The sequence below is a fragment of the Streptomyces sp. NPDC044984 genome (genome assembly GCF_040646935.1).
Classification (GTDB): Bacteria; Actinomycetota; Actinomycetes; order Streptomycetales; family Streptomycetaceae; genus Streptomyces.
The window spans coordinates 115524-135681 of the sequence record NZ_JBEZBE010000024.1 but is presented as its reverse complement, the minus strand read 5'-3'; the positions used below and the strand labels follow the sequence as shown (position 1 = coordinate 135681).

Here is a 20158-nt window from a genome sequence, read left to right as displayed (position 1 = left end):
TGCTCGGTGAACGCGGCCTGGTTGACGTGGTGGCCGCCCTCGACGACCTGGCCGTCCCGGGCTTCCAGGAGGCGGCCGGCCGCCTCCTGGAAGCCGTCCCCCGACGGGAATCCCCTCCTCGGTTCCGGGCGATGCCGGCAGCGGCCGCGTCGAAGCGGCTGCTCCGCCCGGGCACCGTGCCGAGGTCGACGAGGGCTTTCCCGGACAGGCGCTCGCGGTGGGCCGGGGCCGGGCGACAAGCTGGACGGGCCGGACATCGTGCTGCCGGTCGTTCGTCTTCACCCTGCACGTGGGTCCAGGGGGTCCGTGCGTCCCGCTTTCATCCGCCCACCGTGGCGTAGAGCAGTCCCAGGACCACCAGGGCCGTCCCGATCAGACGGAAGGCGAGCGTGTTGGACGCCTCGAACCGACCGCTGGACCGTCCGCTGAGCGTGTTCGCCACGCGCGGGCCCACGAGAGCCAGGGCCAGCCCGAACGAGGCGATGAGAACACCCACGACCATGGTCATACCGGCATCTCCTCACTGTCAGCGGTGGAGGCCTCTCCGTCGGAGAGGCCTCCACCCGTGTGTTCGGCCGGTCAGCGGCGCCGCTTGGCGTACATGACGCCGACGAAGATCATGGCTGCGACGAACAAGCCGATGGCCAGGTAGGGAGACCACGAGGGCCCGTCGGGTCGGTCATTGGCGACGTGGATCAGAGCGAGCATGCATGGTCTCCCAACAGGTCAGAAGGTGTACTTGGCGGTACCCGAGCACTTGCCGGTGCTGCCGCCCGTGCCCACGCCCTCACTGCCGTCGGTGGCCACGGACGCTTCGACCGGTCCGAAACCGCAAGCCACCTCACCGGTCCACCCCTGGTCGGCTGATCCCGACGCGAGACTCGCGTCGACGCTGCCGCCGGGGGTGCCGACGCCGGCACTGACGTAGGAGTGGAGGCTGCCGTCCTCGTTGACGCTCACACCGGCACCACCGCAGATCCAGAAGCAGGCTTCGCCACCGATGTCGAACGAGAGCAGGCCGTGGGGGTCGATGCGGTTGACGGGGTCGCCTTCGGCGTAGAGGTAGGGGTTCTCCTCCTGGCCGGAGGGGTCGGGGCTGGTGAAGCGGCCGATGTTCGGGTCGTAGTAGCGGGCGGAGAAGTGGTACAGGCCGGTCGGGTCCTGGTAGCCGCCGGCGAACCGGTACGGCTGGGGGATCTTCTCGGTGGTGGTGGTGCTCCGCCCGACGCCGCGGGGGCTGTAGGCGTAGGTGTTGACCTTGGTGCCGGTCTCATCGGCGAGCGCGACGACGGAGCCGATCGCGTCGGTGAGGTAGTAGGACGACTTTCCCCCGGTCGTCATGGAATTCAACGTGCCCCGGGTTCCCGGTTGAATCCCATGTCCACGCCGGCGGTCGTCCTGGCGGACAGGCCGAGCGGGCCGTTGTGGAAGAAGGTGTCGCCCAGCTTGATGCGCTCGCTCTGGTCGGTCGAGCCGTACTGGCCGACGTAGGTCCTGCCGCCGACCGTGATCGACGTCATCTGGCTGTGGTCGGACCAGGTTTCACCGGTGCGGGTGCCTTCGGGTGTGGAGGCTCCGGCGGTCTCGTTGCCGGCCGTGTCGTAGGACCAGTCGGTGCTGCTGCCGTTCTTGGCGGTGATCTGCTGGGCGTCGTTGACGGTGTAGGTGGTGCCGCGCGGGCACCCCTGCTCCACGCCCTGGGAGGTGAGGTTGCCGGCCTGGTCGTAGCAGTACTGCCAGGAGGAGTTCAACGTGGTGCCCTTCTCCTCCTTGGCGTAGGAGAAGCGGCCGGCGCCGTCGTAGGTGTAGGTGGTCTTCAGGCCGGTGACCGCGTCGGTGCCGGTGCGGATCTTGGCGCCGTCCGTGCCCGCGTTCGCGTACGAGTAGGTGAGGTCGACCAGGGTGCCCTTGGGCGACGTCGCCTTGATCTTCTCCGGGCGGCTGGACCTGTCCGGGGTGACCTCCTGGACGGTGCCGCCGGGGTAGGTGGTCGTGGTGCGGAAGTCGTTGGCGTTGTACTCGTACGTCGTGGTCCTGCCGGTGGGGTCCTTCAGCCCGGTGAGCTTGTTGACCTCGTTCCAGGTGTAGTCCGTGACGCCGGCCGGGTCCTCGTAGGTGTCGACGTTGCCGGCCGGGGTGTAGGTGAGCTTGGTCTGCGAGCCGTTCTGCAGCGTGCGGACGGTCTCCCTGGACAGCGGGTCGAACTCGTACTTGGTCACGCCGGTGCCGTCGTCGCGCTGGCGCAGGTTGCCGTCGCCGTCGTAGTGGTAGCGCACCGTGGCGCCGGGGGAGGAGACCAGGACGACGCGGTCACGGTTGTCGTACGTGTAGACGGTCTTGATGCCGCGGCCGTCGGTGACCGTCTCCGGGCGGCCGAGCGCGTCGTAGGTGTAGGTGGTGTCGCCCAGCGGGGCGGGCGGGTCGACCTTGGACAGGTTGCCCTTGGCGTCGTAGTCGAACGACGTGGACACCGACTTGGTGGCCGACATGGTCGTGGTGACCTTGCAGACCTGGCCCTCGAAACCGTCACAGGTCGGGGTGGCCGGGTTGCGGTCGAAGGTCTGCTTGCCACCGCCGGTGCCGGTGACGGCGACGGACTTGGTGTTGCCCGCGGTGTCGTAGGTGTAGTCGGTCTTCTCCCCGTCGGCGCTGGTGAACGATCCGGGCAGGTCCGCGCCGGCGATCGTCTGATACCCGGTCAGCGTCGCGGTCGCGCCGGTGGGCAGCGCGGCCGAGGTGGGGTTGTTGCGGGAGTCCCAGCCGTAGGTGGTGACGTTTCCCGCGCCGCCGCCCACGCCCATGGCGTCCTCGGCGGTGTCGATGTTGTGGTTGGCGTCGAACGTCCGCTTGCGCGTGTGGTTCAGCCCCTCAACCACCACACCGAACGGGCAGAACGAACGGTTCTGCCACCGGTCGTGAGGGATACCTTGACCGAAAGCCGTTGAGCTGTACTTTCGTCATGAAGCCCCAGGTCAGTGCCTGCGGTCTTCCGGCCGGGGACGGCACCTCCGAGCGGATGCCCCGGTCCGGGCCGTGGGTCGACGGGCTTTCGGCGGCCCTCCCGCACCGGGGCGCGTCGTCGGGGCGTTGCGGCGGTGCCGGTCGGCAGGACAGGGGGCGGACCCGGGCGGGAAGGTGGCCGTCGACGGTGCCGGGGGGTGGAGTGCGCGCAGCTTGGTGAGGACCGCGTCCGTGTCGGCGAAGGCCGGCTGCTCGACGAAGCGGTGCTCCTCGCGGTCGTGGCCGCACCGGAGCCCTGCCGCAGGCAGAGCGCCCGCTTCCGTCACTCGCCCGGGCCGGCCCGCGGCTCCCCGCCGGGTCAGGGCACCACGCGCAGGTGGGCCGGCCAGCCGATGCGGTCGAGGAGGCGGAACATCGCCTCGATGTCCGTCGGGTTCAGCTTCACGCAGCCGTTGGACGCGTAGTCGCCCGGGCCGTCCCAGCGCCGGGCCTCGGACGTGCCCTCGCTGCCGTCGCGGTTCGTCTCGGAGTGGATGAAGATCTCCGTGCGCGTCACGGTGCCCCGGGAGCACGTCATGTCCTGGAGGTGGACGGCGTGCCCCTTGATGAGGTCGCCGTCGTAGGTGCGGGTCCTGGACCGGATCCGCCAGTCGCCGTCCGGGATCCAGCCCTGGGCGCGGGCGCAGTCGTCCTGGCCGCCGAGACCCGATCCGGCCCGGTAGGCGGCCCGGAGCTTCCCGTCCCGGTGGACCGAGAGCGTCGAGTCGGTGGGGTCGTCCGGGTTCTTGTCGAGGACCAGGGTGGTCGTCGGCGCCGGCGCTCCGGACTCGGCTCCGGCGGGGTCGCCCGTGAGGACGGCCGGGGTGAGGGTCAGGGCGGTCATCACCGCCCACGCCGTGATGAGGTCGCGCAGGGAACCCTTGTCCGCGTTCACGTGGCTGCCCCGTTCCTCGTTCTTTCCTCGCGGTCGGCTCCGCCGGTCGTACCGGCAGGGGGTGCGCACCCGCCCGGACTCCCCGTCGGGCGGGTGCGCACCTCGGACGTTCCGGGGCGGGTGTCACGGCCCGCCCCGGAACGGGGTTCAGGCGATGGCCAGGCGCACCTGGGCCTCGTTCGTCCCGGCGAAGGTGAAGTCGAACTGCTCGCGGACCCCGGAGCCGCAGGCCTGCTTCGTGTGGTACTCGCCGTTGCCGCCGACGATGCGGACCAGGGCGCACTTGCCGTCCATACGGGTGTCCTCGAGCCAGCCGGACACCCGCACGGAGCCGCCCGAGCAGCTCAGGGACCAGCTGGCGATCGCGCCGTCGATCTTCGGGGACGCCGTGGACGGGCAGGCGGCGGCGCTCGCCGTGCCGGCGGTGCCGACGGCCAGCCCACCGGCGAGGACGATCGTCGACAGCGCGGACATGACGGACTTGCGGACAGCGGACATGGAGGTACTCCTTCGGATTCGGATGGAGAGTGGTCGGGAAGCGCACCGGCGTCACGCCCCGGGCACGTCGTCCGCCGACGAGGGCGGGGTGGATCGGCCGGGGAGCACCGGGCACTGCATCCAGACTGACCGCGGGAGCGGGGTGCGGGAAGACATTTCCGGGGGTCTGCACAGGCGCATCCATGCAGGCTCGGTGCAGCCTGAGGGAAGGGGGTCTGACCTGTGGTTATGCCTGCTGGGGAAGAGAGTCGCGCATCATGCGGCACGGGGGCGGGCGGCGTGCATGCGGGCCGTCCGCCCCCCGTGCGGGCGTCTCACGCGGGCGGCCGGGACGGTCCGCTCACGCCGGCGTGGAGGGCAGCGGGCTCGTGGACCTCTGGTAGGCGGGGGCGCCGGCCGGCGGGCGCTGGTGCACCAGCAGGGCCAGCCAGGTGTCGACGTCCGCCCCGCCGTTCGGCCGCAGGCCGTGGCTGCTCTGGAAGAACCTCAGGTCCTCGGCGGTCGCCGCGGTGAACTCCCCCGAGACCTCCGTGCCGCCCTGGCCCGCGTTGTGCAGGAGCTCCTGGAGGGCCAAGACCGCGTGCCCGTCGGCTCCGCGCCCGAGGGGGACCACCAGTTCGGGCCAGGTGTCCTTGCCCACCTTGCCGTCGGACGGCAGGTTGTTCCTGCGCTGGAAGTCCATGACGGCGTCCCGGGTCTCGGCGCCGAAGAACCCGTCCGCCTTCACCTCGTAGCCGTGCGCCCTCAGCAGGTGCTGCAGGGCGCGGCCGCGGGTGAACTGGTCCTCCTTCCGCTGCATCAGCAGCGGCCACTCCAGTGGCGCGCCGCTCGCCGGAACGGAGCCGGCCGCCACACCGTCGGCCGCGGACCGGGGACGGGGGGCGTACTGGTCACGCACGACCGCCCCGGCGGCGAAGGCCAGCACCACCACCGCGGCCACCAGTGTCGGCCGCGCCCACCAGGACCGGGATCGAAGCCGGGACCGCCCCGGCCGTTCCGAGGCGCCGGGCCCGCCCGTGCCGCCCGCGGCATCGGCTGCTTCGGCCGCTTCGGCCGCGCCGGCGGGCTCCGGGCCGTTGACGGCGGCCACTTGGCCGCGGTTCTCCTCCAGCACCGCCCGGCACAGCTCCCGTGCCCGTTCCAGCTCCGCCGCCGGGGCGCGCAGGTGGGCGTGCAGCGCCTCCACCACCCTCGGCGGAGCGGTCGAGGCGTGCTTCGGGTTGAGGTAGCGCGAGAGCGTCGTCTGGTCGATGCCCAGGCGCGAGGCCAGTGCCTGCTGTGTGGGCCGGGTGCCGCCGGACGCGCTCCCGGCCTCCTCCCACCAGCGTCGCAGCAGCCGCGCCAGCCGCTCCCCCGGTCGTTGCCCCCGGTCCTGGCCCTCCGGCTCGTGCGCCATGTGTCCCTCCCCGTCGTCTCGCGGAACGGCCGGGCGTCCACACCGCCTGCATCGCTGCATAACAGCAGGTCGATCGCGTGCATGGCGGTAAGCGCGGCGCATCGGCCCACAGCAGCGCAGAGCGTAGTGACGCCGGGCGGAGGGTCCGGCACCTCCGCCGCGGGCCGTCCGCGCCTCCGCGTGACCACCGGACGTTCCGCGGCACCGCGACAGGGCTGCCCACGGCCCCTACGGGGGAACCGCGCCGAACACCGGCGCGGGAAGCACGCGTTCACCCGGACGAGCGCCGATGCGGCACACGTCGCTCACCCACAGGAAGGACGGCCGGCCGGGCCCGGCCCTCGATGTCGAGCGCCGTTCCGTACGGCCGGTTCGCCTTCAGCCGGACGTCACCCGGCTGAAGGCGAACCGGCCGTCCCGGAACGCCTCCGCGTCCTCGGGGCGGTCACCAGCAGGGGCTGCCGTCGTCCTCACGCCAGGCGATGTCCGTGACGTACATGGGCATCGTGAAGTAGCTGCCGTGGTTGCTGGAGACGCACGCCGTCTGGGGCCCCTGCTCCTCGTGTCCGGCGATGACGTACGTCATCGTGACGTCCTGGGACGTCCTGTTGTAGAAGATGTGGCCGAGAGCGCTGCCCGACCATTCACCGCCGGTCACCAGCGACGGCGGCATGTCCGTGTCGCCGTACCAGAACTCGGGCCAGACGCAGAACGTACCCGTCTGGCAGTTCCCGGGAGACCACGCCGACGCGCTGGGCGCGGCTGCCATGACACCGAGGAAAGCCGCGGGTATCGCCGCGAGGACGAGGGACTTCACACGCATGAAGGACTCCGATCTCAGGACGTCACCCGCATGCTCACAACGAACATGTTGAAAGGTCAAGTGTTGCTTTCCGGCCTCTCCTGGCCGGTTCGAAGCCGGTTCGAAGCCGGTTCGACGCGGTTCCGCCGGCCGGCACGAGCACCGGGGTCCGCCTCGATCCGCCTCCGTCGGCCGGGCGCGTGGTCCGGTCGGGGCACAGGCCGGACTCCCGGCACGGGCCATGCCCCGCCCTGCCCTGCCCTGCCCTGCCCCTCGGATCGTCATCGCCTTCCGCAGACCCGGAGGAGCCCTACGTCACCGCCCCGGACAGCCGGTCGAGGCGCTCGCGGTGTTCCGGGAGCAGGTCGAGGCGGTCCGCGGCGAGGTTCTCCTCCAGGTGGTCGACGCGGGCGGTGCCGGGGATCGGGAGGACGACCGGTGAGCGGGCGAGGAGCCAGGCGAGGGCGACCTGGGTGGGGGTGGCGTCGAGTTCGGCCGCGACCGCGGTGACCTCCGGGCTCGCTCCCGAGTCGCCCCAGGCGACGGTGCGCCACGGCAGGAACGCGATGCCCGCCGCCTCGCAGGCGGCGAGGACGGGCTCGTGCTCGCGGTCGAGCAGGTTGTAGCGGTTCTGGACGCTCGCGATGTCGGTGATCCGGCGTGCCTCGTCGAGCTGGGCGGTGGTGACCTCGGACAGGCCGATCCTGCCGATCCTGCCCTCGGTCCGCAGGTCCCGCAGGGTGCCCACCTGGTCGGCGAGCGGTGTGTCGGGGTCGACGCGGTGCAGCTGGAGCAGTTCGATCCGTTCGACGCGCAGTCGGCGCAGGGCCTGTTCGACCTGGTCGCGCAGGACGGTCGGGCGGCCGTCGAGCTTCCACTCGCCGCCGGGGCCCGTCCGGGCGACGCCGACCTTGGTGGTGACCAACAGGCCCTCGGGGTAGGGGTGCAGGGCCTCGGCCAGGAGTTCCTCGTTGGCTCCCCCGCCGTACAGGTACGCGGTGTCGATCAGGGTGACGCCCAGTTCGACGGCCCGCCGGGCGACCGCGAGGGAGGTCTCGCGGGCCGGACCCGGTTCCGTGGGCAGGTGCATGGCCCCGAAGCCCAGCCGCCGTACGTGGAGATCCCCGCCGATGGGAAACGTCGTCGGTGTCATGTGGTGTCTTCTCCCCCTCGCCCGAGGGGGACGCTAGCAGCGCGACGTGCGAGCGGTGGGCTCGTTCGCCGGCCGGTCCACGACTTCGGTGAAGCAGGGCCGGCCGTCCACGTCGAGGTCCCGCACCGACGGCGAGACGTCCGGCACGGGCGCCGCGGCGTCGAGCAGGCGCCGGACCGTACCCGGCTCGTAGAGGTCGAGCCGGGCGCGGTCGGGGAGGCGCACGACCGTGCCCGCCTCGAAGTACGCGTTCGAAACGGCCCTGTCCGGGCCCGGGGCGAAGACCAAGGACAGCCGGCGTCGCGCGCCCTGCGCCGGCGCCTCCGGGAAGAGGGAGAGGGCCACCCGGCAAGTCGGGGTGGTCGGGTCCCGCCCGCTGACGGACCGTCCGGTGCCGGACGGTTCCGTCCACCACCAGGCGGCGGACACGTCGCTCGTTCCCCGTCGGGCCACAGGAGAGCGTTAACCTGATCGGGCGTACGGGGGCAACCGCGTGGGGGACCGCGGCGGTCAGCTCGACGAGTCTGAAGAGTCGGAAGAGTCGGAAGGGCCGCTTGCGTGTCGGACGCCGTGCCGCCGATCGTTCACCTCCACGAGGTGGTGGAGGGACTCGCGGAGAACCCCGCGCTGCCGCCCGAGCTCGTGCGCCGTCTCTTCGGCCACCGCAAGGGCTTCGGCCACGTGGCCAGGCGTGCGGACCTGACCGCCGACATGATCGCCGAGATCATCGCCCTCGACGACCACTGGCTCACCCATTCCCTCGCGCTCAACCGCGGCCTGCCGCACGCCTTCCGGATGACGCTCGCCGAACATCCGGATCCCTCGATACGGACGGCCGTGGTGGTCGGCGCGGACGGCGGCGCACCGCGCGAGCTGTTCGAGCGGCTGCTCGGCGACAGCGAGCCGCAGGTGCGGAAGCGGCTGGCGGAGAGCGACCGGATGCCGGAGGACCTGCGGGCCCGGCTGGCGACCGACCCGGATCCGGAGATCCGGGCGACACTCGCCCGGTGGTGGACGCGGGCGCCGGAAGCGGTGCGCCGGACCCTGCTGACGGACCCCGAGGACACGGTGCGGGCACACGCCTGCGCGACCTACTACGCGCGGCTCCCCCATCCCGTCCCGCCGGCCGACCTGCTCCCGGCGCTGCTGGCCGACCCGGTCACACGCGCCGGGGCGGTGCGCCACTGCGCGCTCGACGCCGACACCGCCCGCCGGCTGGCCGGTGACCCGGACCAGGCGGTGCGGGAGGAGCTCGCCGGGCATCCCGACCTCCCGCCGTCGCTGCGCGACGTCCTCGCCGAGGACTCCTGCCCGCAGGTCAGGCTCCGCGTCTTCGCCCGCCGGGACACCCCCGGGCCGGCCCGCTCCGCGATCCACGCACGGCTCCTGGCCGAGGCGCCCCCGCGGGACTGGCTCACCGATCCGCAGGCCGACCTGGACGACGACGCGCTCGAGCAGCAGATCATGAGCGAGACGGCGCGGCTGCAGCTGCGGACACTGCACCTGCCGTGGGTGACCGCGGATCCCCTGCCGTACGTGGACTCGCCCTACGCCTGCTTCCGCGTCTCGGCCGCGATGTCCGACTCCCTCCCCGCGCCGGTCGTGGCCCGGCTGCTCGACGACGAGGAGAGCAGCGTCCGTACGACCATGGCCCGGCACGCCCGGGACCGGATCGACGCGGCCACCGCCGAACGCATCGAGCGCACCTACCGTCCGGTGAAGAAGACCCGGTGGCGTCCGGCGGACGACTTCCCCCTCCCGGTGGACGTCCTGCGGCGTCTGGCCGGTGATCCCGACCCGAGGATGCGGGAGCTGGCGCCGCGCGACCCTGACCTGCCGGTGGAGCTCGTCCGTCGTCTGGCCGCCGACCCCGACCCCACGGTGCGCCGTGCGATCGCGACGCACCCCCGGCTTCCGGTCCACGACCTGACGCACCTGCTGGCCGACGCGTCGGAACCGGTCGCGGTCGCCGCCGCCGGCCATCCCGGGTTGCCGCCCGGACACATGCGCCGGCTCCTGGTCCTGGCGGGCCTGTGACCCGGTCGGACGACAGTGCCCTGTCCGGTGCCCCGGCGGGACCCGCCTACCCCTCGATGTCGAGCGCGGTGCCGTACAGCCGGTTCACCTTCAGCCGGATGACCACCCGGCGTTCGGCGACCAGTTGTTCCAGGAACGCGGTCTCGTCCTCGGGCCTCGCGGATTCCGGGATCATGTCGAGGAGTTCGCGACCGACCGCGTCACCGGGAGCCGTCGTGATGGCGGAGGTCTCGGCCTCGCCCTCGGCGACGGCGAACGACCACACGTCACCGCCCTGCACGTGCAGCGCCGCACGCGGGTCGTGCCGTAGGTGCTTGAGCTTGACGCGGTCGGCCGTGGTCGAGAAGCGGGCGATGCGGGCCTCGGGGTCCCAGCTGTACACCATGGTCGTCAGGTGGGGGTGGCCGCTGCGCTTGACGGTGGCGAGCGTGCCGAACCGCTGCGTGCCGAGCAGGGCGGAGAGGGCTTCGTCGGACAGGGGGCGGGGCGCGGGCCGATGAGTCATGACGTGTTCAACAGCCGTGGCGGTTCGGTCATTTCATGGACGCCGCGCATCCGGTGGTGGCCCGCCGGACGGCCCTCAGCCGCCGGCCGGGGGGCTGGGCTCGCGCCGCATCGCCCAGAGCGCCGGTCCGCCGCCCGGCAGCCGCAGCTCCTCGTGCACGGTGAAGCCGAAGTGCTCGTAGAAGGGGAGGTTGGACGGCTTGGAGGACTCCAGGCAGACCGGCAAGCCCGCGGCGTCCGCCTTGGCCAGCCCCGAACGCAGCAGGGCGGCGCCGTGTCCCTGACCCCGGGTGGCCGGGTCGGCGCCGATCACCGCCAGGTACCAGTGGGATCCCTTCGGCGCGTGCCCGGCCGCCGCCTCCACGGCGTCGCGGAACAGCGGAGCCCGGTCGCCGAGGATGTCCTGGAGCTCCTGGACGGTCTCCGCGTCCGGCACGGCCTTCGCCTGCCCCTCCGGCGGCACCCAGAAGGCGGCCGCGCCCTCGGTGCGCTCGCACACGCCGTGCTTGGCGTACTGCCGGGTGAAGAGTGTGGTGAAGTAACGGCCCAACGCGGCCTCGCGAGAGGAGTCGTCGGGGAAGAACCACCGCATCATCGGGTCGTCGTCGAAGGCCCTGGCGAGGGTGCGGCTGACCGCCCGCGCATCGTCGGCCTGCGCCGCCTTCGGGATGTTCGTCATCGGCATACGGGTCATTCTGCATGCCTGATGATCTTCGACTTGGGCAGGGGTTCGCACGCAACGGCGAGGGAGCAGCAGGGGCGGGGACGCGCGTGACGGGGTCGGCGGTCGTCCGCGTCCGGAACGTGCTGGAGCGGAACCGGCCCGCACCACGGATCAGGGTGCGGTGGTGATGCGGGCGACCGCCTCGCGGGTCAGTGCGCGGTCGGACGGGGTGTCGTCCAGGGCGCGGTGGAGGGTCAGGCCCTCGATGAGGGCGTCCAGTTGGCGGGCCGTGGGCGGGGGGAAGTGCTGTTCCAGGAGGGTGCGGCTGCGACGCATCCAGCGGGCGCACAGGGCTCGGTACGGCTCGTGGCGGGCCGCCAGGGTGTAGAGCTCCTGGGTGAGGATCAGGTCGCGGCGGGTGCCCTCGGAGAGGGTGTGGACGAGGCCGGTGACCGCTTCGCGGGCCTCGTCGGCGGTGGTGGCGTCGGCGAGGTGGTGCTCGAAGAGGGCCACCACATGGTCGGCGTAGCCGGTGAACGCCTCGAGCAGGAGGTCGTCGATGCCGGTGAAGTGGTACGTCATCGAGCCCAGGGGGACCTGGGCGCGGGCGGCGATCTTGCGGTGGGAGACGCCTGCCACGCCCTCCTCGGCGATGAGGTCGAGCGCCGCCGTGAGGATGCGCTCGCGGCGGTGGGGGTCGGTGTGTCCGGTGGCCATGGTCCGTGAGCGGGGTTCAGATGGTGCGGACCGGGCGGGCCGGGTTGCCCACGGCCACGACGTTCGCGGGGATGTCCTTGGTGACCACCGCGCCGGCGCCGATGACGGAGTTGTCGCCGACGGTCACCCCGGGGCAGATGATCGCTCCGCCGCCGAGCCAGACGTTGTCGCCGATGGTGATGGGCAGCGCGGCCTCGAGCTTGTCGCGGCGGGGCTGCGGCTCCACGGGGTGGGTGGGGGTGAGGAGCTGGACGTTCGGGCCGATCTGGCAGTCCTCGCCGATGGTGATCCGGGCGACGTCCAGGGCGGTCAGGTTGTAGTTGACGAAGGTGCGGGCGCCGATGCTGATGTTGCTGCCGTAGTCGACGTGCAGCGGGGGGCGCACCTCGACGCCCTCGCCCACCGAGGCGAGGAGCTCGGTCAGGATCGGCCTCGCCTCGGCGGGGTTCTCGGGGTAGGCGGCCTGGTACCGGGCCGCGAGCCGCATCGCACGCTGCAGGCGGCGGGCGATCTCCGGGTCGTCGGCGATGTAGAGGTCGCCCGCGAGCATGCGCTCGAGGTTCGTGCGCGGATCGTTCGCGAAGTAGTCGTCCGTCGACATGCGTACGATCGTACGCTCTCGGGGGCGCGGACGTACCCGTTTCGCTCACCGCGCGTTCACTTCAGTCCAGTTCGCCCCGCTCTATGCAGAATTCATTCCCCTCGGGGTCGGCCAGGGTGACCCAGCCTCCGCCGTCGGGGCGGGTGTGGTCGGCCAGTTGGCGGGCGCCGAGCCCGATGGCGCGGGCGACCTCCTGCGCGCGGGTGCGGCCGGTGGGCCTGAGGTCGAAGTGGAGGCGGTTCTTGGCGGTCTTGCCCTCCGCCACGCGCACGAAGAGCAGGCCGGGTCCGCCGGCCGGGTCCGCGATCAGGGCCTCCGGGTCGCCGGGCTTGTCGTCGTCGGCGAGCGGGTTGCCCAGCATCGCGCTCCAGAACACGGCGAGGTCGTAGGGGTCGCCGGTGCAGTCGAAGGTGATGTGGCGGATGGTGGGGTTCAACGGTCCTCCGGAGGGGGCGGGCGGTCGGTCGGCGCGGGTGCCGGCTCGCAGGATGACGCGCGGGGAGGATCGTCGTCGAACCATTTGGCGGGCGGTGACGGGATCCGGACGCATCCGGACGCGACCTGGCCCCGGACACGGGTCCGGGGCCAGGTCGCGTCGGCGCGGTTCTCACGGGTGAGGGGGCCGCCGTCCGGTCGTCACGCCGGGGACAGTTCCGCCCGGCCGAAGAGCAGGGCGTAGCCCGGCGGCAGCTGGGCCAGGACGCGGGTGACCAGGGCGTCGCCGACCAGTTCGGGCAGGACGCTCAGGACCGAGCTGACGTCCCAGCGGGCCGTGGCCGGGGTCGCGCCCTCGATGCGGGCGGCCACCGAGTCGACGAACTCCGCGGCGGTCAGTCTGCGGTTCACCGGGATCTGCGAGGCGACCGCTCTCGCCGCCTCCTCGGGCAGGGCGCGGGCCAGGTCGACGCGCTCGTCGCCGACGACGTGGCCGCCGAGGGCGGAGAGGACGACGCGGGTGACGTTCTCCGCCTGTGACCGTGTCGGGTACTGGCCCGACTCCCGCACGGCGTCGATCAGTTGGTGCCAGCCGTCGTTCCGGGGCGCGGCTGCCGGGGCCGGGATGCCTCCGGCCTGCTTCGCGGTCGCGGGCTTCTGCGGTGTCAGCGTGGTCATCCGGTGCTTCTCTCCTTCTCCGGTTCTCCAGTGCCCCGGTCTCCGGTTCTCCAGTGCCCCGGATCTTCCCGGGCATGTGCCGTCCTTCGGACCGGATGCGCGCGGGGGCGCGTCCCGCGGACCGTCCGGGTCCGCGGGACGCGTGGGTGCGCGGGACGCGTGGGTGCGCGGGACGCGCGGGGTGCGCGGGGGTCAGCCGCCGATCTGCTTGCGGCTGTCGCCGCCGCTGATCTGGATGCGGCGCGGCTTGGCCTGTTCGGCGACCGGGATCCGCAGGGTCAGGACGCCGGACTCGTACGACGCGTCGATGCGTTCCGTGTCCAGGGTGTCGCCGAGGAACAGCTGGCGGGTGAAGGTGCCGGTGGGTCGCTCGGCGACCACGGTCTCCGCGCCCTCGGGCGCCGGGGAGCGGCGCTCGGCGCGCACGTTGAGGACGTTGCGTTCGACGTCGAGCTCGATCGTCTCCGGGTCGATGCCGGGGAGGTCGAAGTGGACGATGAAGTCGTCCCCCGAGCGGTAGGCGTCCATCGGCATCGCCGCGGGACGGCCGGTGGGGGTGGCGCCGAAGACCTGCTGCGCGAGTCGGTCGAATTCGCGGAACGGGTCGGTACGCATGAGCATCACGGTCATCTCCTTCCGTGGGTGTCATCTGCGATGCCCTTACGGTCTTGCCTTCTTATATAGCTCGGTGGAGGAAAGTTGACAAGCTCGGACTCAGGTTGTGTCACACGACCGGCTGCGGTCCTGAGCGCGGGGGCCGTATCCCGGAGCGCTAGCCTCGGAGTCCGGACGACCCCGGCCCGGTGGGCCGGCGCGGTGGCAGGAGGCAGCAGGCATGGCGAAGGTACCGAGTTCCGTGGTGGCGGCGAGTGGACTCGTCGGGGGGTACGGCGTGGCCCGCTGGACGCGGAAGCGGCAGCTGGGCGGCGTCGTGCTCGCCGCCGCCGGGGCCGCCGCCGCGCAGCAGTGGCGGGAGCGGGCCGGGGGCGGGGCGGCGGGGGCGCTGTCGGTGGCGTACGTCGCCGCGTTCGCCGGGTCGCACCCGCTGGCGAAGAAGGTGGGCGCCTGGCCCGCCGTGTTCGGGGTGGCGGGGGCCGTGGCGCTCGCTTCGTGGGCGGTGGCCGACCGGCGGGGATGAGACGGAGGGTGGCCGGCTCGCAGGGAGCCCGGCTCAGAGGGTGGCCGGCTCGCAGGGAGCCCGGCTCGAAGGGAGCCCGGCTCGAAGGGAGCCCGGCTCGAAGGGTGGCCGTGCGAGGGGATTCCGGCGACCACGCCGTGGTGCCCGGACCGGCCGTCCGGGCACCACGGTTCATGATCGTGTCGCGGGACCTACCACTCGCACTCCTCCTTGTAGACGATCTTCAGCTGGTCGGTCTCGGTCCGCTCGCCGTCGGTGGCGTAGATCTCGGCGGTGTACTCGCCGAGCGGCGCCAGTCCCAGGGACATGAAGACGTAGCCGTTGACGGGCAGGCTGCCGTCGACGGGGTCACGTTCGTTCGTCCCCGGAGGGATGACGAAGCGGCCCAGGTCGGTGGATTTGTCGCCCGGCAGGTTGCGGATGCCGGTTCTGATGCTGGTCGACCAGCTTCCGGACACCGGGGCCAGGGCGTAGGTCCAGGAGAACCCGCCCCGGACGCATATCTCCTGCCCCTGGGCTTCCAGCGTCCATGTCGACGTCGAGGCGGACGCCGGGGACGCGCCGAGGAGCGAGAGCGTCAGGGCCGAGGACAGGCCGAGGAGTAATCCGGCCCCGCGGCGGCTTGTTTTCATCGGTACCTCCTGGTCGAGGGCAGGGGAGTGCGTGAGGCGGTACGACGTTCCTGCCGGTCCGTGCCGCTGGGAGGGCCGGCTGCCGTCAGCGAGTGTCACCCACACGGCAGTCCCCGACAAGGGGGTAGTTGCGCTTTCAAGGACCAGTGGCCCGATGCCGCCCTCCGATGTCCGACAAGGGCCGCCGCCACGGCCCCCGCGGCCCGGTCACCTCCCCGCCGCCGCCCTCTCCTTCGCCCCGGCCACCGACAGCGGGACCGCGATGTCCTCCAGGGAGCGGCGTTCCGCCTTCACCGCGAGGAACGCGGCCACCAGACCCGCCGCGCACATCAGGCCGGCGCCGATCTGGAAGGCGAGGACCGTGTCGCCGACCACACCCGTCTCCGTGAGCTTCGCGAACAGCAGGGGGCCGCTGATGCCGCCCGCGGCGGTGCCGAGGGCGTAGAAGAAGGCGATGGACATCGCGCGGGTCTCCATGGGGAAGACCTCGGAGACCGTCAGGTACGCGCTGCTCGCACCGGCCGAGGCGAAGAACAGGACGGCGCACCAGCAGGCGGTGAGGGTCGCCGCGCTGAGCGAACCCCGGTCGAAGAGCCAGGCCGTGCCGAACAGCAGGACGCCCGAGAGCAGGTACGTGCCGGAGATCATCACGCGGCGGCCGACCGTGTCGAAGAGCTTGCCGAGCAGCAGCGGGCCCAGGAAGTTGCCGGCCGCGATCACGGCGAAGTAGTAGCCGGTGTTGCCGGACGGGACGTCGAAGAACGTGGTCAGGATCGCGCCGAAGCCGAAGGTGATGGCGTTGTAGAGGAACGCCTGGCCGATGAAGAGGGAGAAGCCGAGGACCGAGCGCTTGCGGTACTCGGCGAAGACGGTGCGGGCGATCTCGGTGAACGTGACGTTCTCACGCTGGCGGATGGTGAGTTCGCCCTCCGCTCGGGGCAGCGGCTCGTTCCGCTCGGCCTCGACCCGTCGCTCGATGTCGCCGACGATGCGTTCCGCCTCCTCGTCGCGGCCGTGGATCAGCAGCCAACGCGGGCTCTCCGGGACGTGACGGCGTACCAGGAGGATGACCAGGGAGAGGACGGCGCCGAGGGCGAAGGTCAGGCGCCAGCCGACGTCCGCCGGGAAGATGTCGGTGTCCAGGGCGAGGATCGACAGCAGGGAGCCGCCGACCGCGCCCAGCCAGAAGCTGCCGTTGATCATCAGGTCGACGCGGCCCCGGTACTTCGCCGGGATCAGCTCGTCGACCGCGGAGTTGATGGCCGCGTACTCGCCGCCGATGCCGAAGCCGGTGAGGAAGCGGAAGAGGAAGAACCACCAGGTGTCGAAGGCGACCGCGGTGAGGGCGGTGGCGCCGAGGTAGACCGCGAGGGTGATCATGAAGAGTTTCTTGCGGCCCCAGACGTCGGTCAGGCGGCCCCAGAAGAGGGCGCCCGCGCAGGCTCCGGCGACGTAGAGGGCGGCGGCGATGCCGGTGACCTCGCCGGAGGTGATGGGCAGTCCGCTGCCCGGTTCGGACAGGCGGCTCGCGATGTTGCCGACGACCGTGACCTCCAGGCCGTCGAGGATCCACACGGTGCCGAGACCGATGACGACGGTCCAGTGCCAGCGGGACCACGGGAGGCGGTCCAGGCGGGCGGGGATACTGGTGGTGACGGTACGTCCGGTCCCGGACTGCACGGTGGTCATGGGCTCCCTCCCTGGCGAAGCGAACCCCCGTCGGATGCCCCGGGCGGACTTTTTCACGCCCGCCCGCCTTTTGCGCCGGGGCGTGCGGTGGGGGCCCGCCGGCTCCCGGCTTGCGGCGCGTCGCGGCTGGGCGCGCCCGCGCGGCGGAGTCGCATATCAGCACAACCCCGCGCCCCCGGGGCGTCGCGGTTGCCGTCGGCCGGCGACCCCAGGGCGCGGGGACCACGGGGGCGGCCACCACGCGCCCGCGGTGTCACGCCGCGGTCGCGCTACGCCCCCAGGACCCGTGACACCGTGTAGATCAGCAGACCGGCGAGCGAGCCGACCACCGTGCCGTTGATGCGGATGAACTGCAGGTCCCGGCCGATGTTGGCCTCGATCTTCTTCGTGGTGTGCTCGGCGTCCCAGCTCGCCACCGTGTCCGTGATCAGGGAGGTGATCTCCTTGCGGTAGGTGGTGACCACGTACACCGCCGCGCTCTCCAGCCAGCCGTCGACCTTGCCCTGCACCTTGGGGTCGAGCGACATGCGGGCGCCCAGGGAGAGCAGCGAGGCGCGCACGCGCAGGCGGAGTTCGCTGCGCTCGTCCTCCGCCGCCGAGACGATCATGGCCCGTACGGCGGTCCACGCGGAGGCGATCAGGTCCTGCACCTCGCCCCGGCCGAGGACCTCGCTCTTGAGGCGTTCGACGCGGACGCGGGTGTCGGTGTCGGACTGGAGGTCGGAGGCGAAGTCGGTGAGGAAGCGGTCGAGGGCGCCGCGCGCGGGGTGGGCGGGCATGTCGCGCATCTCGGTGACGAAGCGCAGCAGCTCCTTGTAGACGCGCTCGCCGACCTTGCGGTCGACGAATCTGGGGGTCCAGCCGGGCGCGCCGCCGTGGACGGCGTCCATCACGGTGTCGCCGTGCAGCACCAGCCAGTCGTGCGCGCGGGCGACGACGACGTCGACGGCCCGTTTGTGGCCGCCGTCGGCGACGATCCGCTCCAGCAGCTTGCCCATGCCGGGCGCGATCTCCTGGGCGTCGGCGCGGCGGGTGATGGCCTCGCCGACCACCGCCTGGACGTCGGAGTCGCGCAGCACGGTGAGGGCGCCGCGCAGGGCCGCCGACAGCTCGGCGGTGACCCGGTCGGCGTGTTCGGGGACGGCGAGCCAGGCGCCGAGCCTGCTGCCGATGCCGACGGCGCGCAGCCGCTGCCGCACGACGTCCTCGGAGAGGAAGTTCTCGCCGACGAACTCACCGAGGGAGACGCCGAGCTGGTCCTTCTTGGTGGGGATGATCGCGGTGTGCGGGATGCGCAGGCCGAGCGGGTGGCGGAAGAGCGCGGTGACGGCGAACCAGTCGGCGAGCGCGCCGACCATGCCGGCCTCGGCCGCGGCGGCGACATAGCCCGCCCAGGGCCCGGCGCCCTGGTGGGAGGCCCATTCGGTGAGGACGTAGACGACGGTGACGAACAGCAGCAGACCGGTGGCGGTGAGCTTCATCCGGCGCACCCCGCGCTGCTTCTCCTCGTCCGCGGGGCTGAAGGTGTTCATGGCGCGGTTCGTGAAGGCGCCGGTGCGGGCATGCTGCCCCCCGGCGCCCCGGCCGCCGGTTTCTGCCTTTTCCGATGTTTCCGACGTTTCCGCCGCTTCGATCCGTTCCATCCGCTCCACCCGCTCGGTGATCCCTCACACATTGTCCCTTCCTGACCGACTCCTGGAACGGAACAGGAGTTCCCGGCGTCTGTCCGGAGGGGGTTTGTCCAGGGGGATCACCTAAGGGTCCCTCCCGTCAGTCTTCCCGGCCCATGGATCATCATGGGTTCACCGGATCGGAGCCTCGGGCTCCCTCTCCCGAGGAGAACAGAACAGCATGACCCGGGGTCGTGACGGGGTCGCCGAGGCGCCTCCCGCCAAGCAGCGTGCCCTGCTCGCCGCGCTCGTCGCCGCGATCGTGGCGGTTTCCGCCGCCGTCTACGTCGGTGCCGACGTCGGAGCCGACGGCGGCGTCCGGGAGCGCGACACCCTCGCCGGCGGCCGCGGCGCCCGGCCCGACCCGGCCGCGCCCGCCTCCACCGGCACCTGGGTCGCCTCCTGGGCCACCTCCCCGGTCGCGGGCGAGCCCGGCACCGAGACGACCGGCCTCGCGGGCCGCTCGGTGCGCAACGTCGTCCACACCAGCGCCGGCGGTACGAGCGCCCGCGTCACGCTGTCCAACCTCTACGGCCAGTCGCCGCTGACCCTCACGCACGCCTCGATCGCGGTGTCCGCGGACCCGGACACGGCTCAGGCGCGCGCGGAGACCATGCGGCCGCTGACCTTCGCCGGGAGCCCGACGGTCGTCATCCCGGCGGGCGAGCAGGTGACGAGCGACGTGGCGCGCATCGCCGTCCCGCGCGACGGGGACGTCCTGATCACGACGTACTCCCCCACCGCCTCCGGGCCGGTCACCCATCACCCGCACGCGCGCCAGATCTCGTACGTCGCCGACGGCGAGCACACCCTGGACGCGACGGGGGCGGCGTACACCGGGCAGAGCAAGGTCTGGCGGTACGTGACCGGGCTGGACGTGCTGAGCAACGAGTCGGACGGCACGGTCGTCGCCCTCGGGGACTCGCTGACCGACGGCGCCACCTCGACGACCGGGAAGAACAACCGATGGCCGGACGTGCTGTCCGACCGGCTGCGGGAGGCCGTCGAGGACGGGCGGGACGTGCCGCACCACAGCGTCGTCAACGAGGGGATCAGCGGGAATCAGCTCCTCGCCGACAGGCCGGGGCGGCCGGCCACGAATCCCAGTGGGCTGAACCGGTTCGATCGGGACGTCCTGGGCCGGACGAACGTCAAGGTCGTCGTCGTCGCGCTCGGCATCAACGACATCCTGCGCCATCCGGGGACCGCCGATCCGGACACGATCGTCGCGGGGCTGAACACGCTGGTCGAGCGGGCTCACGCGCGGGGGGTGAAGGTCGTGGGGGCGACGCTCATGCCGTTCGGTGGGCACGGCGGGTACACCGACGCGCGGGAGGACGTGCGGCAGCGGATCAACGCGGAGATCCGGGCGGGGCGGGTGTTCGACGCGGTCGTCGACTTCGACGAGGCGCTCCGTGATCCGTACGATCCGCGACGGTTCCGCCCGGAGTACGACTCCGGTGATCATCTCCATCCGAGTGACAGGGGGTACACCCGGATGGCGGAGGAGTTCGATCTGGACGATCTGAAGGGTGGGGCTCCGGCGCGGTTGTAGGGGGCGCGGGGTTCGTTTCGCCCCCTCCGCCCCCACCCTCCCCCACTCTCGGCTTCGCTCGAGCGGGGGCACCCCCGGAGGGGCTGAATCGACC

At 72.2% G+C, this 20158-nt stretch carries 21 protein-coding genes and 1 pseudogene; 3 read left to right on the top strand and 19 right to left on the bottom strand.

Going from position 1 to position 20158, the window contains the following annotated elements:
• Nucleotides 1–319: 319 nt before the first annotated feature.
• The 9 genes and pseudogenes from AB0A94_RS25285 to AB0A94_RS25245 form a co-directional block, all read right to left on the bottom strand.
• On the bottom strand, nucleotides 320–508 hold the full coding sequence (locus AB0A94_RS25285) for a hypothetical protein (RefSeq protein ID WP_361747825.1): 189 nt from the start codon (nucleotides 506–508) through the stop codon (nucleotides 320–322).
• Between the two features lie 71 nt (nucleotides 509–579).
• A complete protein-coding gene (locus AB0A94_RS25280) occupies nucleotides 580–708 on the bottom strand; it encodes a hypothetical protein (protein ID WP_361747823.1) in 129 nt (42 codons plus the stop codon).
• Nucleotides 709–726: 18 nt separating this feature from the next.
• A pseudogene (locus AB0A94_RS25275) lies at nucleotides 727–2870 on the bottom strand (RHS repeat-associated core domain-containing protein); the annotation flags it as partial.
• A 449-nt stretch (nucleotides 2871–3319) separates the two neighbouring features.
• Nucleotides 3320–3895 (bottom strand): L,D-transpeptidase, encoded by a 576-nt coding sequence (locus AB0A94_RS25270; protein ID WP_361747821.1) that lies wholly within the window; start codon nucleotides 3893–3895, stop codon nucleotides 3320–3322.
• Nucleotides 3896–4042: 147 nt separating this feature from the next.
• Entirely contained in the window at nucleotides 4043–4393 is a 351-nt protein-coding gene (locus tag AB0A94_RS25265; protein ID WP_361747819.1) for a hypothetical protein, read from the bottom strand.
• A 340-nt stretch (nucleotides 4394–4733) separates the two neighbouring features.
• On the bottom strand, nucleotides 4734–5789 hold the full coding sequence (locus AB0A94_RS25260; RefSeq protein WP_361747817.1) for a peptidoglycan-binding protein: 1056 nt from the start codon (nucleotides 5787–5789) through the stop codon (nucleotides 4734–4736).
• A gap of 445 nt (nucleotides 5790–6234) precedes the next feature.
• Entirely contained in the window at nucleotides 6235–6612 is a 378-nt protein-coding gene (locus AB0A94_RS25255) for a hypothetical protein (protein ID WP_361747814.1), read from the bottom strand.
• Between the two features lie 289 nt (nucleotides 6613–6901).
• Nucleotides 6902–7744, bottom strand: coding sequence for an aldo/keto reductase (locus AB0A94_RS25250; protein WP_361747812.1), 843 nt, complete (start codon nucleotides 7742–7744; stop codon nucleotides 6902–6904).
• Nucleotides 7745–7777: 33 nt separating this feature from the next.
• Complete coding sequence (locus AB0A94_RS25245; RefSeq protein ID WP_361747811.1) at nucleotides 7778–8173, bottom strand: hypothetical protein; 396 nt, start codon at nucleotides 8171–8173, stop codon at nucleotides 7778–7780.
• Between the two features lie 129 nt (nucleotides 8174–8302).
• On the opposite strand from AB0A94_RS25245, the gene AB0A94_RS25240 reads away from it, so the two are divergent.
• Nucleotides 8303–9781 carry a hypothetical protein gene (locus AB0A94_RS25240; protein ID WP_361747809.1) on the top strand — a complete coding sequence of 493 codons (1479 nt, stop codon included), beginning with the start codon at nucleotides 8303–8305 and terminating at the stop codon, nucleotides 9779–9781.
• A gap of 46 nt (nucleotides 9782–9827) precedes the next feature.
• Here AB0A94_RS25240 and AB0A94_RS25235 read toward each other — a convergent pair whose 3' ends face one another.
• From AB0A94_RS25235 to AB0A94_RS25205, 7 genes are all read right to left on the bottom strand, one after another.
• Nucleotides 9828–10286: a TIGR03618 family F420-dependent PPOX class oxidoreductase gene (locus AB0A94_RS25235; RefSeq protein WP_361747807.1), complete on the bottom strand. Its 459-nt coding sequence runs from the start codon at nucleotides 10284–10286 to the stop codon at nucleotides 9828–9830.
• Nucleotides 10287–10361: 75 nt separating this feature from the next.
• On the bottom strand, nucleotides 10362–10979 hold the full coding sequence (locus AB0A94_RS25230; RefSeq protein WP_361747805.1) for a GNAT family N-acetyltransferase: 618 nt from the start codon (nucleotides 10977–10979) through the stop codon (nucleotides 10362–10364).
• Nucleotides 10980–11120: 141 nt separating this feature from the next.
• Entirely contained in the window at nucleotides 11121–11666 is a 546-nt protein-coding gene (locus AB0A94_RS25225) for a TetR family transcriptional regulator (RefSeq protein WP_361747804.1), read from the bottom strand.
• Nucleotides 11667–11682: 16 nt separating this feature from the next.
• A complete protein-coding gene (locus AB0A94_RS25220) occupies nucleotides 11683–12267 on the bottom strand; it encodes a sugar O-acetyltransferase (protein WP_361747802.1) in 585 nt (194 codons plus the stop codon).
• Between the two features lie 61 nt (nucleotides 12268–12328).
• Entirely contained in the window at nucleotides 12329–12703 is a 375-nt protein-coding gene (locus AB0A94_RS25215) for a VOC family protein (RefSeq protein ID WP_361747800.1), read from the bottom strand.
• A 200-nt stretch (nucleotides 12704–12903) separates the two neighbouring features.
• Nucleotides 12904–13380 (bottom strand): DUF2267 domain-containing protein, encoded by a 477-nt coding sequence (locus tag AB0A94_RS25210; protein WP_361747798.1) that lies wholly within the window; start codon nucleotides 13378–13380, stop codon nucleotides 12904–12906.
• A 192-nt stretch (nucleotides 13381–13572) separates the two neighbouring features.
• Nucleotides 13573–14001, bottom strand: a complete 429-nt coding sequence (locus AB0A94_RS25205) for an Hsp20/alpha crystallin family protein (protein WP_361747837.1) — start codon at nucleotides 13999–14001, stop codon at nucleotides 13573–13575.
• A gap of 214 nt (nucleotides 14002–14215) precedes the next feature.
• Between AB0A94_RS25205 and AB0A94_RS25200 the strand changes: the two genes are divergently transcribed.
• The gene (locus tag AB0A94_RS25200; protein WP_361747796.1) at nucleotides 14216–14518 is read left to right on the top strand and encodes a hypothetical protein; all 303 of its coding nucleotides are present in this window, start codon (nucleotides 14216–14218) and stop codon (nucleotides 14516–14518) included.
• A gap of 191 nt (nucleotides 14519–14709) precedes the next feature.
• On the opposite strand, the gene AB0A94_RS25195 is transcribed toward AB0A94_RS25200, so the two are convergent.
• The 3 genes from AB0A94_RS25195 to AB0A94_RS25185 all read right to left on the bottom strand — a co-directional run bounded on the left by AB0A94_RS25195 (nucleotide 14710) and on the right by AB0A94_RS25185 (nucleotide 18482).
• A complete protein-coding gene (locus AB0A94_RS25195) occupies nucleotides 14710–15150 on the bottom strand; it encodes a DUF5980 family protein (RefSeq protein WP_361747794.1) in 441 nt (146 codons plus the stop codon).
• Between the two features lie 207 nt (nucleotides 15151–15357).
• Nucleotides 15358–16839: an MFS transporter gene (locus tag AB0A94_RS25190; protein ID WP_361747792.1), complete on the bottom strand. Its 1482-nt coding sequence runs from the start codon at nucleotides 16837–16839 to the stop codon at nucleotides 15358–15360.
• 269 nt (nucleotides 16840–17108) lie between these two features.
• Nucleotides 17109–18482, bottom strand: a complete 1374-nt coding sequence (locus AB0A94_RS25185) for a DUF445 domain-containing protein (RefSeq protein ID WP_361747790.1) — start codon at nucleotides 18480–18482, stop codon at nucleotides 17109–17111.
• Between the two features lie 208 nt (nucleotides 18483–18690).
• Between AB0A94_RS25185 and AB0A94_RS25180 the strand changes: the two genes are divergently transcribed.
• Nucleotides 18691–20064 carry an SGNH/GDSL hydrolase family protein gene (locus AB0A94_RS25180; RefSeq protein WP_361747789.1) on the top strand — a complete coding sequence of 458 codons (1374 nt, stop codon included), beginning with the start codon at nucleotides 18691–18693 and terminating at the stop codon, nucleotides 20062–20064.
• Nucleotides 20065–20158 lie beyond the last annotated feature (94 nt).